Origin of the sequence: Actinomadura graeca (assembly GCF_019175365.1) — a bacterium.
GTDB lineage: Bacteria > Actinomycetota > Actinomycetes > Streptosporangiales > Streptosporangiaceae > Spirillospora > Spirillospora graeca.
The window spans coordinates 4,703,017-4,717,993 of the sequence record NZ_CP059572.1 but is presented as its reverse complement, the minus strand read 5'-3'; the positions used below and the strand labels follow the sequence as shown (position 1 = coordinate 4,717,993).

Genomic DNA, 14,977 nt, shown 5'->3' with positions numbered 1-14,977 from the left:
TGACTCAGCGCGCGGTGCTGGTGTACGGCAGCAGCGCCATCTCACGGGCGTTCTTGATCGCCGTGGCGACGTCCCGCTGGTGCTGGGTGCAGTTGCCGGTCACCCGCCGGGCACGGATCTTGCCGCGGTCGGAGATGAACTTCCGCAGCAGACCGGTGTCCTTGTAGTCGACGTAGGAGATCTTCTCCTGGCAGAAAACGCAAACCTTCTTCTTCGGCTTGCGAGGAGGTGGCTTCGCCATCGTGGTGCTCCTTTATGAGAGCCCCGCTCGCGCGGGAATGGACGTGTACATGTCTTGGTCGTGCTGTGCGCGGCCGGTGAACCGGCCGGGCGGCCGTTAGAACGGCGGGTCGTCGGAGAATCCGCCGCCACCGCCGCCACCGCCGCCGGTGGCCCAGGGGTCGTCGGCGGGGGCTCCGCCGCCGCCCTGCTGGCCGCCGCCGAAGCCGCCACCGCCGCCTTGCTGGCCGCCGCCACCGCCGAAGCCGCCGCCGCCCTGGCCGCCGCCACCGCCGCCTCCGAAGCCGCCGCCACCGCCGCCGCCCTGCCGCTGGGTCTTGTTGACCTTCGCGGTGGCGCTGCGCAGCGACGGGCCGACCTCTTCGACATCGATCTCATAGACGGTGCGCTTCTCGCCCTCGCGGGTCTCGTACGAGCGCTGCTTGAGCCGTCCCTGCACGATCACCCGCATGCCGCGCTGCAGGCTCTCGGCGACGTTCTCGGCGGCCTGCCGCCAGACGCTGCAGGTCAGGAACAGCGCCTCGCCGTCCTTCCATTCGCCCGACTGACGGTCGAAGGTCCGTGGCGTCGAGGCGATGCGGAACGACGCGACCGCCTGGCCGCTCGGGGTGAAGCGCAGATTCGGGTCCTCGACGAGGTTCCCGACGATCGTGATTACGGTGTCGCCTGCCATGGGGCTCGCTCCGGCTGGTGTGAGGACTGAGCCCGGCTCAGTGGACCTCGGGACGGATGACCTTGGTGCGGAGGATCGACTCGCTCAGGTTGAGCTGACGGTCGAGCTCCTTGACCGTGGCAGGCTCAGCCGACAGGTCGACCACCGCGTAGATGCCTTCGGACTTCTTCTGGATGTCGTACGCCAGGCGCCGGCGGCCCCAGACGTCGACCTTCTCCACGCTGCCGCCGCCGTCCTTGACGACCTTCAGGAACGGGTCGAGGGCCGTGTTCGCGGTGCGCTCGTCGATGGCGGGGTCGAGGATCGCCATAAGTTCGTAACGACGCATGCTGTGTCCCTACCTCCTCTGGACTGATGCGGTCACGGTCTCTCCGTGACAGGAGGGCTGTTGCGTCTCCCGTGACGGCACCGGACCCGGATCGCCGGGCGGACCTGCCACGAGACCGATACAGGCTACCAAGTGTCGGCAGCGTACGAGCCGCTTCGCCCCAGCTCCCCGCCGCACGGACACGACCCGCCGCCAGGCGGCGCCGCGGCACCCCGGCGAGAGCACACCTTCCGGACGGGTGCGGGCGCTTCGCGACGAGGGGCCGCGGGGCGTCCCGGCGGACGTGGAAGGCGCGGGAGATGCCACGACGGGCTGCACCTGGGACGGCATCGGGGCGGGCTCAGCGGCGGACGGACGGCTGGGCGGGCTTGGCGCAGCGGCGCCGCTCCAGCTCCGCCATGATGTCGGCCATGCGAGCGCGCATGCGGGCGGTCTGAGTCGTCAGCAGCGACAACTCCTCGACGAGCTCCGCGTCACCGATGACCCCCAACTCACTGCTGTTCATCGCCTCGCCTCCGCTCTTTCGCCCCTGTGCGCGCTTCCGGGCAGCCGGGGACGGGCCGGCCGGCGGGTCCCGCCGGCCTCCCGCACCGCGGCCGCACGGTGCTGTCGGTTCACGGTCGTGCACCTCCTGCTCTCCCCGCTTCCCCTCGGGGACGGTCCCGAGACCGTGTTCTCGAAACCATGTTCGACGTTACCGGCTGGCGCCGACAATTTCCGCGCGAGCACGCTGGTTGATCCCCGGGCGTGACGGGAATCCCTTCTACGCGCACGGCCCGTACGCCCCGCCGCCACGCCGCGGCCGGACGCGCCGGCGTGACGACCTGGAGGAGGTCCGATGCGACAGGAGACGGCCGGGGGCGAGCAGGCCGCCGCGGGTGTCCGCGCCGACGGTCATCAGCTGGAGAACGCGCTGGCGGTGGCGGCCATCACGATCGGTGTCGCGGCCCTCATCCTGGGCTCGATCCCGGTGACGCACTTCTTCGGGGCGGTCGCGGCGGTGATCGGGCTGCCACTCGCCCTGTACTCCCAGCTGGTCTCCGCGACGACCAACGAGCGCTGGCTGAACGTCATCGGCATGGTCGCCGCGTTCATCGGCGGGGCCTTCGCGGTGAGCCACGGCGGCTTCACGATCTGAGGACACGGCGGCTTCACAATCTGAGGACGCGGCGGCTGCACGGTCCGACGGCTCGGCGGCTTCACGATCTGACGGGCACGGCCACGGATTGTCGTGGCACGCGGCTAACCTCGGTGTCATGCGCATCGGAGCCCACGTCGACCAGACCAACCCGCTCGACAACGCGCGCGCCATCGGCGCGGACGTCGTCCAGTTCTTCCTGGGCGACCCGCAGGGCTGGAAGAAGCCCGTCCTGCCCGAGGGCGTCGAGGCGCTGGACGGGTCCGGCGTCGACGTGTACGTCCACGCGCCCTACACGGTGAACGTGGCGACGTCCAACAACCGGATCCGCATCCCGAGCCGGAAGAACCTCACCCAGCAACTGGAGGCGGCGGCCTCGATCGGCGCGAAGGGGCTGATCGTGCACGGCGGGCACGTGCTGAAGGACGACGATCCCGAGACGGGTTTCGAGAACTGGCGCAAGGTGTTCGAGAGGATCGAGTGCCCGATCCCGGTCCTCATCGAGAACACCGCGGGCGGCGGCAACGCGATGGCGCGTAAGTTCGACCGGATCGCCCGGCTGTGGGAGGTCCTGTCGGGCCTGGACGGGCTCGACTCCAAGCTCGGCTTCTGCCTCGACACCTGCCACGCGCACGCGGCCGGCGAGGAGCTCATCGACGCGGTCGACCGGATCAAGGCGATCACCGGACGCATCGACCTCGTCCACTGCAACGACAGCCGCGACACGTTCGGGTCGGGCGCTGACCGGCACGCCAACCTCGGCGCGGGCCGGATCGACACCGACCTGATCCTCGGTGTCGTGCGCGCCGCCGGGGCGCCCGTGGTCGTGGAGACGCCCGGCCCCGGGCAGGCCGACGACATCGCCTGGTTGCGTTCCAACCTCGACGCCTGAAGCGGGAACCCGGATCCGGCCGACCGCATCTAACCTCGCATGAGCGCGGAATGCGATAAGTCCGCGCGTACGGTCCGACTGGCATAATCCGAACCCTCAGCCCTCAGCGCACGCGCGGTACCACAGGCGACGGCGGGCGCGCCAACCGATCGGGAAGTCCATGGCACAACCCCCCTACGACCCGTACGGCGGCTACGGGTCGGACCCCTACGGCCAGTACCAGCAGCAACCGTCCGTGCAGCACCACTACTACGGCGGCGGGCCGCCGGTCGTCCCGCGTAACAACGGTATGGCCGTGGCGTCCATGGTGCTCGGCATCATCGGTGTCCTGACCTGCGGCGGAGTCGTCTTCTCCGTCGGCGCCATCATCTTCGGGCACGTCGCGCAGGGGCAGATCAGGCGCTCCGGGGAAGGCGGCGGCGGCATGGCCACGGCCGGGCTGATCCTGGGCTACATCTTCGCCGTGATCGGACTGCTCTACTGGATCGTCATCGTGGGGATCTACGGGGCGGCGATCTGGAGCATCAACAACGATCCGTCGACGTCCACGTACTGACGTCGCCTCCTGACGTCCACCCACTGGCTCGCCTACTGCACTCGCACGAACAGCCCGTTCGCAACACCCGCCGATACGAAGCCGCCGACGCACGTTCGTCACTACACGCTCGCTGACATGCACGCCTGCTGACACCCACTTGCCGTTGTCCCGGGTGGCGGCTGTTCAGGCGATCCGGGGGACGCCCTCCGCCTCCACTCCAACGCTCGACAGGATGACCGTCATGGGGGTGGGGGTGTCCCGCCACACCTCCACCGCATCTGCGAAGACGTCCAGGACCGTCCGGAACGACTCCGGTTCTGCCTCGGCCAGTTCGGGCCACGACTCGTACAGCACGACACGACTATGACGCGCGGACGTCCACGAGAGGTCTGCAAGGCAGTCCGCCAGGGCGTCCCAGTTGCCACCGAACCACTCGGGGAAGTCGAAGACCTCCGCGCAGAGACGCAGGAACGCTTCCTTGTCGCGGACGTGGTGCCCATCGAGGTGGAACCCGCGCCAGCCTGCACGCTCGGCCCGTTCCCTCCAGCTCGTGCCACTGTCCGCGTCGGGCGCCGGACGGGTCGTCCACTGGTAGACGCCCGGATTCACCCGCCCCGCGAGCAGGTCGTCCAGTGCCTGTTCCGCGTCCACGTCCTCTCCCGCTCTCCGTGTCCCCACGTCGCCGAGCGTCGGGACGTCGGGACGTCGGGCAACCGGCTCTACCGGCGGTGTTCCTTCCCGGTTCGCGACCGGGGACTCCTTCTGCACAGACGTCGCGCCGGCTCTGCCGCTTGACGTCCCTTCCGCATCCATCTACTCTCTATTTCGGAGAGACTCTCAAGAAGAGTTGCTCTTCGAGCGAGGTAGTTGCCCGATTCCGAGAGGAACACAGAGATGAACACCACGCCGACAGTGTCCGCTACGGTGCCCGCTGCCGTGCCCGCCACCCGCGTCCAGGCGCACTACGACTCGGTCAAGAAGCTCGGCCAGTGGACGGAGTCCCGCCGGTTCGAGGTCCGCGTCCGCCGCGGCTCGGCCGTCCTCGATCTGCGCTCGCCGCACATCGAGGACGGCGACATCGAGATCGACGTCGCCTTGGACCACTCGATGCTCAAGCTGCTGGTGCCCGAGGACGCCGACGTCGACCACTGGGACCTGCGCTACACCGGCCGCGGCCGCGTCAAGGACTGGACCGGCCACAACGGCGAGGGACGACGCATCCGCATCACCGGCGAGATGCGGCACGCCGAGATCCGCGTTCACCGAGGTGGGATCGCGACCCTCTCGGCGATGTTCTCCCGCGAGTACGTCAAGGACGTCCGTCGCGCCCACAAGGACGGCACGTTCCCCACCGTGGACGACCCCACACGCGTCTCCTGAACGACATCCGGCGAGTGCGCATTGCTCCTGCGGTGCGGCACTCGCCGCTCATGTGCCCAGAACGAGGACGGTCACGTGACGGGGCACCGTCACGTGACAGGGACGGTCACGTGACGGGCACCGCGTGACGGGGTCTGCGCCAGCGACGCAACGAGAACACGTCGTCCGCGTCCTCCAGAACGCCACCGGCAGGGTCGTCCACACCGTCGCTACGGACGAGGTCACTGGACGGACGCAGAATGTCCCACACCACCAGCATCGCCAGCAGCAGGACGGTCGAGAACCGTGCCAGAAGCGCGACTCCATAGACGTCGTGACTGATCCCGCCATCCGGTGCGTCAAGGCTCAGCACCGCGGAAAGGGTGTCGCCCAGGCCGGCCCCTGGCGTCTGACTGGACACCGACAGCAGGTACCACCAGATGCCGAAGAAGTACACGATCTCGCCGAGTTGCCATAGGAGGAAGGCGGGCAGCTTAGGACGGGCCAACACCGCCAACGGCAGCAGCCACAGGACGTACTGCGGCGACCAGACCTTGTTCGGAAGCATGAACGCGACAATCACCAAGAACAGCAGCTGCGGCAGCCGCGGACGTCTCGGTGCGGTCAGCGTCAGAACGGCGATCCCCGCCGCGAGGACCAGGAACGTCCCCGTACCGAGCATGTTCAGGCGGTCCGTGTCGTCCAGGCCCGTCATCCCGTGGTCCTGGAGGAAGAAGAAGATGGATCCCCAGTCGATGCCGCGTTTCTGGCTGAAGGTGTAGAACTCCTTCCAGCCGTCCCACGCGAAGAGCATGACGGGCAGGTTCACCAACAGCCACGCGCCCGCCGTGCCGGCGAGCATCCGTCCCATGGCGCGCCACTGCCCCGCCCGGACGCACAGCAGGACGAGCGGTCCCAGGAACAGCAGCGGGTAGAACTTCGCCGCGATCGCGAGTCCCAGCATCGCGCCCGCCAGCGCCGGACGGCGCGCCGACCAGGCCGCCAGCGACAACGCGGACAGGGCCACCGCCAGCAGATCCCAGTTGATGTACGCGGTCAGCAGCAGCGCGGGGGACAGCGCGACCATCAGACCCACCCTGAGGGATCGCCGACCGGCCACGTACGCCGTCGCCAGAACGGCCACTACCGCGAGCAGCGCGAGAAGGAAAACAGTGACGTTGTAGAAGGCCATCCCACGCTCGTCCACACCGAACGGACGGACGAGCAAGGCGGCGATCTGCATGAAGCCGCCGCTCAACACCGGGTACTCCACATGGTGGATGTCGGACCCCGCGGCGTTGAACGTGTCGAAGTAGGGGACCTTCCCGTCGCTCAGCCCGCGTACGTAATAGAGCGGGTAGACGTCGGTGTAGCACGCCCGTGTCGTCGTCTTGATGAAGTCGAATCTCGTCGACGCGCAGGGCTGCTTCTGCAGCCAGCCCATGAGGCATACCAGCGCTGTGACGCCGGTCAGGACCGGAGCCACCCTCGCCAGTCGCCCGTGTCCGTCCCACACGTCACCGTCCGTGCGTGCGGTGGACATACCGAGCCTTTCCGAAGACGACATGGACAGCAGACTATTGGTCGCTCACGTCCGGCTGCCCGTACTCGGCGATCGAGGTCCTTTTTGGGGAAGAGGCCGTGAGAGGAGCCCGTCGTAGCAAACGGCTGTGGAAACGGGTGTGGCCCAGAGCCATCGTGGGCTCTGGGCCATACCGGCGTGCACCGGGTCAGGTCACGGAGGGTTCGGCGGGTCTCCCCCGGGCTTCTGGTCCCTGCACTTCGGGTGGTTCATGTGGCCTTGCTGGCACCACCAGCTGATGTCGTCGCCCTCCGGCGGGAGGTTCGGGTCGCAGCCGAGCGGAAGACCCGCCTGGTTACAGGGCACGCCGCCCGGGTTGGTGGGCGTCGGGGTGGTGGTCGGGTCCGGGCTCCGCGACGAGCAGGGCCTGCCGGTGACGCCGCCCGTTCCGGGCTGCTGCCGTCCGGGGGTGTTCGGCTGGCACGTCGGGGACGTGGTCGCGGTCGGCGTGTTCGAGGGGGTGGGCGTCGGCTTCGGCGCGGCCCACGGCGCGATGCTCCCGCCGTTGGCGGGCGGGCCGAACTGCGAGATCTCCTTGCCCTCCAGCGCCTTCATCATGAAGCGCTGGAAGATGTCGGCCGGAACCGTACCACCGTAGACCTGGTTGTAGCCGCCGACCCCGATCAGCGACTTGCGGTTCCGGTTCTTGTCCTCGCGCCACATCGCGACCGAGGTCGCGTACTCCGGCGTGTACCCGACGAACCAGGCCGACTTGTTCTCGTCGGTGGTGCCGGTCTTGCCGGCGACCGGGCGGATGCCGAGGCTCGCGCCCTTACCGGTACCGGACGTGACGACCGCGCGCATCGCCGCCGTCGCGTCGCGGGCGACGCCCTGGGAGAAGACCCGCTCCTCCTTGTCCCACGGCAGCCTGATCCGCTTGCCGTCCTTGTCCACGATCTTGGAGATGACGTGCGGCTTGCGGTGCACGCCCTCCGCGGCGAACGTCGAGTACACCGAGGCCATCGTGACCGAGCTGGCGTCGATGACACCGAGCGGGAGGCTGGTGAAGCCGCTCTTGAGGTTCTGGGTGTCCTTGGGGACGCCCATCTTGACGGCCATCTCGGCCACCTTGTCGAGCCCGACCTTCTGCCCCAGCTCGACGTAGGCGGTGTTGATGGACATCGCCGTCATCTGCTTGAGGTTGTACACGCCGTTCTCGGAACGGCTGTCGTTGGTGAAGGTCGCCCCGCCGATCGTCCGGCGGTAGCTGCCGTCCATCGTGGTCTGGAGGCTGACGCCCTGGTCGAGGGCCGTCGCCAGCACGATCGGCTTGAACGACGAGCCCGGCTGCACGGTGCCCTGGAAGGAGTCGTCGAACTGCTGCCGCGCGTAGCTGCGGCCACCGTAGGAGGCCACCACGCCACCGGTCTTCGGGTCGATCGCGGTGAGCCCGAAGTGGATGTCGTTGCCGAGGTTGGACTCGCGCTTGACCTGGTTCACCACCGCGGCGGTGGTGTCCTGGAGCCGCTTGTCGAAGGTCGTCGTGATCTTCAGACCGCCGGTCTCGACCTGCTTCTCGTCGATGCCGAGGACCTTCAGCTCGCGCATGACCCGGTCCTGGAGGTAGCCGTCCTGGGGGCCGCCCTTGACGTCACTCCACTGCTTCTGCGTCTGCGGGAACTTCGCCGACGCGCGCTTCGCCGGGTCGATCCACTCTTCCTTCTCCATCCCGTCCAGGACGTAGTTCCAGCGCTCGATCAGCGCCTTCTTCGCCGGGTTGCTGGCGGGACCGTAGGAGGCGAAGTAGGTCGGACGCTGGATCATCGCGGCCAGCATCGCCGCCTGCGACTCGTCGATCTTGTCGACGGTGGTGTGGAAGTAGGCGCGGGAGGCGGCCTGGATGCCGTACGCGCTGCGCCCGAAGTAGACCGTGTTGAGGTAGAGCTTCAGGATCTCCTTCTTGTCGATCTCCTGGCCGGCCCGGATGGAGATCAGGATCTCCTTGAGCTTGCGGCTGATCGTGCGGTCCTGGCTCAGGCCCTCGAAGTAGTTGCGGGCGAGCTGCTGGGTGATCGTCGAACCGCCCTGGACGTCGCCTCCGGTCGCCGTCTTGACCAGCGCCCGCGCGACGCCCGTCGGCGAGATGCCCGGCTCATTCCAGAAGTTGCGGTCCTCGGCGGCGAGCACCGCGTTCTGCACGTGCCTCGGGATCTTCTCCAGCGGGAGGCTCTCGCGGTGCGTCCCGATCCGGGCCAGCGCCGACCCGTCCCGGTAGGTGATCACCGACTCCTGCTTGATCGCGTCCTGCTGCGCCTCGTCCGGGATCGGGGTGTTCTGGTACGCGACGAAGACGAGCGTCGCCAGGCCGAGCACCATCACCGTGAAGACGCCCAGCACGATCTTCCAGGACGGTACGTACCGGCGCCATCCGGTCTTCCGGGGCTTGTCGGACCGCTTGCCGCGCCGGCCCCTGCCGCCGTCCCTGCCGCCGTCCCAAGGACCGCCGGGACCGCCCGGGCCTCCGGGACCACCGCGTCCACCCGGCCCTCCCAGGCCACCGGGTCCTCCAGGACCGCCGGGACCGGTGCGCACCGCCGTCGGCCCTCCGCGGCGACGCGCGCCGGGCGCACCCGCCCCGGGTGGGGCTCCGGGGGATCCGGCTCGTGAGGGACCCGCGCCGCGTCCGCCGGGCCTCGCGCCCGGGCGCGCCACCCGTCCCGGTGTCGGCGAACCTGCCGGTGCGCCACGCGGCACACCGCCGGGCATGCCCGACGAGGCGGGACGGGGCGAGCCCCTTCTGCCAGGGCTCTCTCCGTATTCGGGTCCGTAACGGCTTGGGTTGCTCACGCGACCTCATCAACTGGGGTACGGCTGTGCGTCGTCCGAGAGTACTGCGCACGTGGGGGCAGGGGGGCCGGAGGAGCGAGGTCCCGCTTCATCTCACACCGCCTTTCCCAGCGGCCGTCCCAGCCCGTTCGGGCGGCCTTGTGAGCGGTAGCAGCTGCGCCGTGCCCTCCGCCCGCGGCTGACGCCCGCCGCCGCCGAAACGGCACGACGGATCGCCACGGTGGAGGCCGCACCACCAACGCGGTGGCGGGTTGCCCGGCGGCTTGTTCGGGTCGCAGTTCCCATCCGGGAACGGCGACTGGCACGGCGGCTTGTCACCGTCGCCGGAACCGCCGTCGTCGTCGTCCTGGCACCGCGGGTCGAACTGACCGAACGGACCATCGCACCACGGCGGCCTTCCGTCGTCCTCTCTCTTGGGCGGTGGCTTCGCCCATCTCTGCACGATCCCGTCCCACACCGGCTGCGGGAACGCCTCGGGGCTCATCCCCTGCGTCGCGTTCGACATGTAGGTGCGCCAGATGCGGGCCGGGATCGTCCCGCCTTGGACTTCGCCGATGCCCGGCAGGATGAGCGACTTCTTCTTCCCGTCCGGACCGGTCGCGTCGTTGTACAAGGTGACGGCCGTCGACATCTGCGGCACGTACCCGACGAACCACGTCGCGACGTTCCGGTCGGTCGTGCCGGTCTTGCCCGCGGCGGGACGGCCGTCCGGCAGCGCCGCCGCCGTCGCGGTCCCGCCCCGGATGACCTGCTGCATCGCGTAGGTCGCGTTCGCCGCGACCTTGCGGTCGAAGATGCGGCGCGACTCGTACCGCGGCTTCAGGCGCACCGTCTTGTTATCGCTCATCTTGACGGTACGGATCACGTGCGGCTGGTGGTAGACGCCGCCGTTGGCGAACGCCGCGTACCCCGCCGCCTGCTCGATCGGACGGATGTTGTTGACGCCGAGGGCGAGGTTGATGCAGCAGGAGTGCGGCTTGAGCAGGTCGGACGCGATGCCCGCGTCCGTCTCGGTCTTGATCACCTCGGGGATGCCGACCTTGCCCATCAGCTGGAGGAACGCCGTGTTCACCGAGTCCTGCGTCGCCTTGACGAGGTCGATCGCCGGTCCCTCGTCATGGCTGTTCGGGACGACCGTGGCGTTCGCGGTGCCCCTCGGCACCACGTTCCCGTTCGGGTCGATCGGCGTCATCGACCTGCCCTCGACCATGCTCTTCAGGCTGTAGCCCTGCTTGAGCGCGGTCGCCAGCACGTACGGCTTCATCGCCGACCCCGCCTGCGCCGACCCAGACCACACGTTGTCGAACGCCTGCGCCAGGTAGTCCGGCCCGCCGTAGAACGCGACGACCTCGCCGTTGGCCGTGTTCACCGACACCAGCCCGACACGGATCTTCTTCTTCGCGAGCTTCTTCGGGTCCACCTGCGGGACGGTGCGCTGCGCCGCCCGCTCGGCCTGCTTCATCTTCCTGCTGTCGAAGGTCGTGTAGACGCGCAGGCCCTTGGTCGTCAGCTCCTTGTTGTCGATCTTCAGCCTGCGCAGCTCCTCCTTGGCCCGCATCAGCATGTAGCCGCGCTGGCCGCTGTAGAGCTGGTCGCCGGTCCCCGCCTTGTTGATCTTGGGGAGCTTCGCCATGTACCGGTTCGCGTCGGCCTCGCTGAGCTTCTTCATCGAGACCAGGCCCTTGAGCGTGTACTGGTACCGCTCGTTCGCCCACGCCCGGTTCGCCTTCTCGCCCGGGTCCCGGTTCGGGTTCTGGATGATCCCGCCGAGGACGGCCGCCTGGTCCGGCTTCAGCTCCCACACGTCCTTGCCGAAGTACTCCCGGGACGCCGCCTGGATGCCGTAGGTGTCACGGCCGAAGTAGATGGTGTTCAGGTAGAGCTTGAGGATCTCGTCCTTGGAGTACTTGTCCTCCAGCTTCAGCGAGATGAACAGCTCCTGGAACTTCCGGCTCATGGTCCGGTTGGCCGGATCGGAGTAGTAGTTCTTCGCGAGCTGCTGCGTGATCGTGGATCCGCCGCCCGACCCGCCGGTCAGGTTCGCCCACACCGCCCGGGTCGTCCCCTTCACCGAGAAACCCGGGTCGGTGCGGAAGCTCCGGTTCTCCGCGGCCAGCACCGCGTCCTGGACGATCGGCGGCACCTGCTTCAGCTCGACGCTCTGCCGCTTCTTCCCGATCCGTCCGATCTCGGTGCGGTCGGTGAAGTAGAAGATCGACGCCTGGTCCTCGACGCCGGCCACGGTCGGCTCGGCCGGAGTGGGCGTGTTCGCGTACGCGACCCAGATCAGCGTGAGGAAGCTGACGAATCCGAGCGCGCAGACGCCGGCCACGATCTTCCACGAGGGGATGAAACGCCGCCACCCCGTGTTCCGCGACCGAAGATGATCGACGAAGCTCCGCTTCCGGGCCGGAGGCTTTCCGGGCCCACCAGGGCCGCTGGGCCCACCAGGACCCCCCGGCCCGCCCGGACCACCGGGGCCACCGGGTCCGGGGCCGCCGGGCATGCCGGGGCCACCCGGGCCTGCGGGGCTCAAGAAGGCGCCGGGGTGGCCGGGGCCAGAAGACCCACGCTGCCCCTTGCCGCCGGACTTCTTCGAAACGCCCGGAACACTGACATTGGCGAGCCGTGCCTTGACCGCGCCGAGGCCACCGGCCAGCCCGGCTCCGCCTCCGGCGGCTCGATGCCCGGGCCCGGGAGGTGTCCCGGGCATGCCGAACCCGGGGCCGGGCGCTGCGCCACCCACCCCGAAGGAACCAGAAGGACCAGGACCGCCCGGCCCCATTCCGCCGGGCCCGCCGAGTCCAACAGGGCCGCCCGGACCAATAGGTCCGTTAGGCCCAACAGGGCCGCCCGGTCCACCGATCGGAATGCTCCCGGATCGCTCGGGCGGTCTCATAGAGGGCGGCCCGGCGGCCATGCCAGGCCCCACACCGCCGACAGCTCCAGGGCCGGCGACCGGACCCGGAGCATTGAAGACACCGGGTCCGCTAGGCGGCATGTCACGCCCAGGGCCCGTGACCGGCGTCGGCCCGCTCGACGAACCCGGGCCAGGGGTGCCGGGCGGTGGGAAAGGGATGGCACCGCTTCCCCCACCGCCGAGTCCATTCGGGATGCCGATGCCGGAGGGACCCGCCGACATCGTCGGCCCACCTACAGCAGCACCGTCACCGGGAGCGCTCGAAGCGCTGCTTCCTATGTCGGTTCGCGTCGTGTCGAAGCTGCCCAGCGCATCGTCCTTGACCGAACCGCCAGACGCACTTGTGGCCGGGGGAGGCGAAGGTGGAGGCGTGCCCAGGCCACTCGGACCGGCGGGCCCGCTCACGGACGGACCGCCGGTACCGGTAGACGCGGGTTTGGAGAGACCGTCAGAGGGCCTCGGCCCGTCCGGGGCGATGCCGAAGGCTCCTGAGGACGCGGAGGGGGCCGGTCCGTTCAGCAGACCGGACGGCGGCGCGCTAGCCCCACTCAGCCCGTTCGGAACGCCCGGCCCGCTCGGAACGCCCGGCCCGCCCGGAACGCCCGCAGCACCCGGCCCGCTTGTCCCGCTGCGGAACGAACCCGACTGGGCGCTGAGACCATCTGCGGCGGAAGGTGCCGCAGGTGCGCCCATGAAGCCAGGAGTGAGGGGATCCTCTGCCAGAGGGTCACCGGAAGGGCGAGCGGGGACGCCAGGGGATTGTGGCCCCCTGGAGAGGTGCTCGCCGGATGACGGCGGCGGTGGGCCGAAGATGGCCGTGGCGTCCGGTTCCAGAGCGCCCTCGCCGTCCGCGGGAGCGGAAGACGGAACGGCGGACGGCCCGGGGACGGCTCCGCCGGCGAGGGGTGATGGACCGCCGTCCGGATTCTCCTCGCTCTGGGCATCCGGCAACTCCGGATCACTTGAGCGGCCAAGACGGGGGACCTGCTGCCCGCCCGGCCACTGCGACCCGGACTCCGGTCGGGGCTGGCTTGGATTACTCACGCGACCTCATCGACAGGGGACAACGACTCGTGCGCCGTCCGAAGAGTACTGTGCGGGCTGGTGAGCGGGGGGAGCGCAATGCACGGTGAACCTGTGTTCCGGCTGGTCAACGCCCTGACCAACGGTGCGGTCGGCGAAATCCTCCCTCGCTGTCTACCGCTCGGGGCTCTGCTCCCCGTGACCGAGGACGTAGGACACGGCCAGGTGGTTCCAAGCGCAACTTTGACACACTTCCACCACATACACCCGGAATTCGCCGTATTCGCGATCCATCTCGGCGAGCTCGGCAGTGGCTCTGACACGACCTTCGTAACGCCCCAGTTCGTCCCCGTATACGTAGGTCACGTGGGTGAGCCGCTCCCGGTCACAGACGGGGCACCGCTGGTCGGTGGGCTCGCCGTGATACCTGGCCGCACGAAGCAGGTAGGGATGGGCGTCGCACGCGTCGTCCCTGGTCACGGAGCCGGACCGCAATTCCGCGAGCGCCGCCCGCTTCGCGAGTCCGTAGTCGACCACCGATCTCGGTCTCACCGGCGGCTCCGACCCCACATGTCAGCAGCGTAAGCCTCGCGGGTCGACCTCGGGGAACCACGACGGCCGGTTATCCACAGAACGCGGTTCTACTTTCGCGCTCCGGGGCTGGGTTCGACCATGGTGTGACGGGGTTCGGCGAACGACCCGGCAGCTTCCTGACCAGCGGACAGAGGGTGGACTTGCCAGGAGGCGCGCGCGTACGTATCTTTGCGATGTATCGAAGCGATACATTCGCTCGATACATCGGATTGAGACATCGGCTCGGCGGAAGAGGGAACCGGGATGGCGGGCAAGAAGGGCGCGGGCGTGCTGGAGCTCGCCGTGCTCGGCCTGCTGCACGAATCCCCGATGCACGGGTACGAGCTGCGCAAGCGGCTCAACGCCCTGCTGGGCATGTTCCGCGCCTTCTCGTACGGATCGCTCTACCCGTGCCTCAAGCAGCTCCTCACCAGCGGGCTGATCATGGAGGACCGGCCGGAGGAGCCGAACACGGCGCTGGCGTTGCAGAGCCGCCGATCGAAGATCGTCTACAAGCTCACCGCCGACGGCAAGGAGCGGCTCCAGCAGCTCCTCACCGAGGCCGGCCCGGCGTCATGGGAGGACGAGGGGTTCGGCGTGCACTTCGCCTTCTTCTCGCACACCCGCGCGGACGTCCGGCTGAGGATCCTCGAAGGCCGGCGCAGCCGGCTGGAGGAGCGGCTCGAAAGCGTGCGCGCCGCCCTGGCGCGGACCCGGGAGCGGGTCGACTCCTACACCCTTGAGCTGCAGAACCACGGGCTGGAGTCCGTCGAACGCGAGGTCAGGTGGCTCAACGAGCTCATCGGGCGCGAGCGGGCGGAGCAGGAACAACAAGCAAAGTCATCTTCGGCTAATCAGGACATGCCTCGGGACAAGGGCCGCTGACGGCCCCGTGCCTTCGAGGTCGGGTGAAGAAACACCACA

The 14,977-nt window shown here is 69.0% G+C and carries 14 protein-coding genes; 5 read left to right on the top strand and 9 right to left on the bottom strand.

Annotated elements, in window-relative coordinates:
* Positions 1–4: 4 nt before the first annotated feature.
* From rpsR to AGRA3207_RS20865, 4 genes are all read right to left on the bottom strand, one after another.
* Entirely contained in the window at positions 5–241 is a 237-nt protein-coding gene (rpsR, locus tag AGRA3207_RS20880) for a 30S ribosomal protein S18 (RefSeq protein ID WP_019631633.1), read from the bottom strand.
* Between the two features lie 96 nt (positions 242–337).
* A complete protein-coding gene (locus AGRA3207_RS20875) occupies positions 338–913 on the bottom strand; it encodes a single-stranded DNA-binding protein (protein WP_231328724.1) in 576 nt (191 codons plus the stop codon).
* A gap of 37 nt (positions 914–950) precedes the next feature.
* On the bottom strand, positions 951–1,241 hold the full coding sequence (gene rpsF / locus AGRA3207_RS20870; RefSeq protein WP_067450635.1) for a 30S ribosomal protein S6: 291 nt from the start codon (positions 1,239–1,241) through the stop codon (positions 951–953).
* A gap of 340 nt (positions 1,242–1,581) precedes the next feature.
* Positions 1,582–1,746: a hypothetical protein gene (locus AGRA3207_RS20865; RefSeq protein WP_231328723.1), complete on the bottom strand. Its 165-nt coding sequence runs from the start codon at positions 1,744–1,746 to the stop codon at positions 1,582–1,584.
* Between the two features lie 333 nt (positions 1,747–2,079).
* Here AGRA3207_RS20865 and AGRA3207_RS20860 point away from each other — a divergent pair, with 333 nt between their 5' ends.
* The 3 genes from AGRA3207_RS20860 (at position 2,080) to AGRA3207_RS20850 (ending at position 3,827) form a co-directional block, all read left to right on the top strand.
* The gene (locus AGRA3207_RS20860) at positions 2,080–2,379 is read left to right on the top strand and encodes a hypothetical protein (RefSeq protein ID WP_231328722.1); all 300 of its coding nucleotides are present in this window, start codon (positions 2,080–2,082) and stop codon (positions 2,377–2,379) included.
* Positions 2,380–2,497: 118 nt separating this feature from the next.
* Positions 2,498–3,271 (top strand): deoxyribonuclease IV, encoded by a 774-nt coding sequence (locus AGRA3207_RS20855; RefSeq protein ID WP_231328721.1) that lies wholly within the window; start codon positions 2,498–2,500, stop codon positions 3,269–3,271.
* 160 nt (positions 3,272–3,431) lie between these two features.
* Positions 3,432–3,827 (top strand): DUF4190 domain-containing protein, encoded by a 396-nt coding sequence (locus AGRA3207_RS20850; protein ID WP_231328720.1) that lies wholly within the window; start codon positions 3,432–3,434, stop codon positions 3,825–3,827.
* A 165-nt stretch (positions 3,828–3,992) separates the two neighbouring features.
* On the opposite strand, the gene AGRA3207_RS20845 is transcribed toward AGRA3207_RS20850, so the two are convergent.
* Positions 3,993–4,460 carry a barstar family protein gene (locus AGRA3207_RS20845; protein ID WP_231328719.1) on the bottom strand — a complete coding sequence of 156 codons (468 nt, stop codon included), beginning with the start codon at positions 4,458–4,460 and terminating at the stop codon, positions 3,993–3,995.
* A 273-nt stretch (positions 4,461–4,733) separates the two neighbouring features.
* Between AGRA3207_RS20845 and AGRA3207_RS20840 the strand changes: the two genes are divergently transcribed.
* The gene (locus tag AGRA3207_RS20840) at positions 4,734–5,189 is read left to right on the top strand and encodes a hypothetical protein (RefSeq protein ID WP_231328718.1); all 456 of its coding nucleotides are present in this window, start codon (positions 4,734–4,736) and stop codon (positions 5,187–5,189) included.
* Between the two features lie 106 nt (positions 5,190–5,295).
* Here AGRA3207_RS20840 and AGRA3207_RS20835 read toward each other — a convergent pair whose 3' ends face one another.
* From AGRA3207_RS20835 to AGRA3207_RS20815, 4 genes are all read right to left on the bottom strand, one after another.
* Positions 5,296–6,612 carry a glycosyltransferase family 87 protein gene (locus AGRA3207_RS20835; protein ID WP_231328717.1) on the bottom strand — a complete coding sequence of 439 codons (1,317 nt, stop codon included), beginning with the start codon at positions 6,610–6,612 and terminating at the stop codon, positions 5,296–5,298.
* 291 nt (positions 6,613–6,903) lie between these two features.
* A complete protein-coding gene (locus tag AGRA3207_RS20830) occupies positions 6,904–9,087 on the bottom strand; it encodes a transglycosylase domain-containing protein (protein ID WP_231328716.1) in 2,184 nt (727 codons plus the stop codon).
* A gap of 538 nt (positions 9,088–9,625) precedes the next feature.
* Positions 9,626–11,869, bottom strand: a complete 2,244-nt coding sequence (locus AGRA3207_RS20825) for a transglycosylase domain-containing protein (protein ID WP_231328715.1) — start codon at positions 11,867–11,869, stop codon at positions 9,626–9,628.
* 1,785 nt (positions 11,870–13,654) lie between these two features.
* Positions 13,655–14,017 (bottom strand): DUF5318 family protein, encoded by a 363-nt coding sequence (locus AGRA3207_RS20815; protein ID WP_231328714.1) that lies wholly within the window; start codon positions 14,015–14,017, stop codon positions 13,655–13,657.
* Positions 14,018–14,317: 300 nt separating this feature from the next.
* Here AGRA3207_RS20815 and AGRA3207_RS20810 point away from each other — a divergent pair, with 300 nt between their 5' ends.
* Positions 14,318–14,938 (top strand): PadR family transcriptional regulator, encoded by a 621-nt coding sequence (locus AGRA3207_RS20810; RefSeq protein WP_231328713.1) that lies wholly within the window; start codon positions 14,318–14,320, stop codon positions 14,936–14,938.
* The last annotated feature ends 39 nt before the right edge of the window (positions 14,939–14,977 follow it).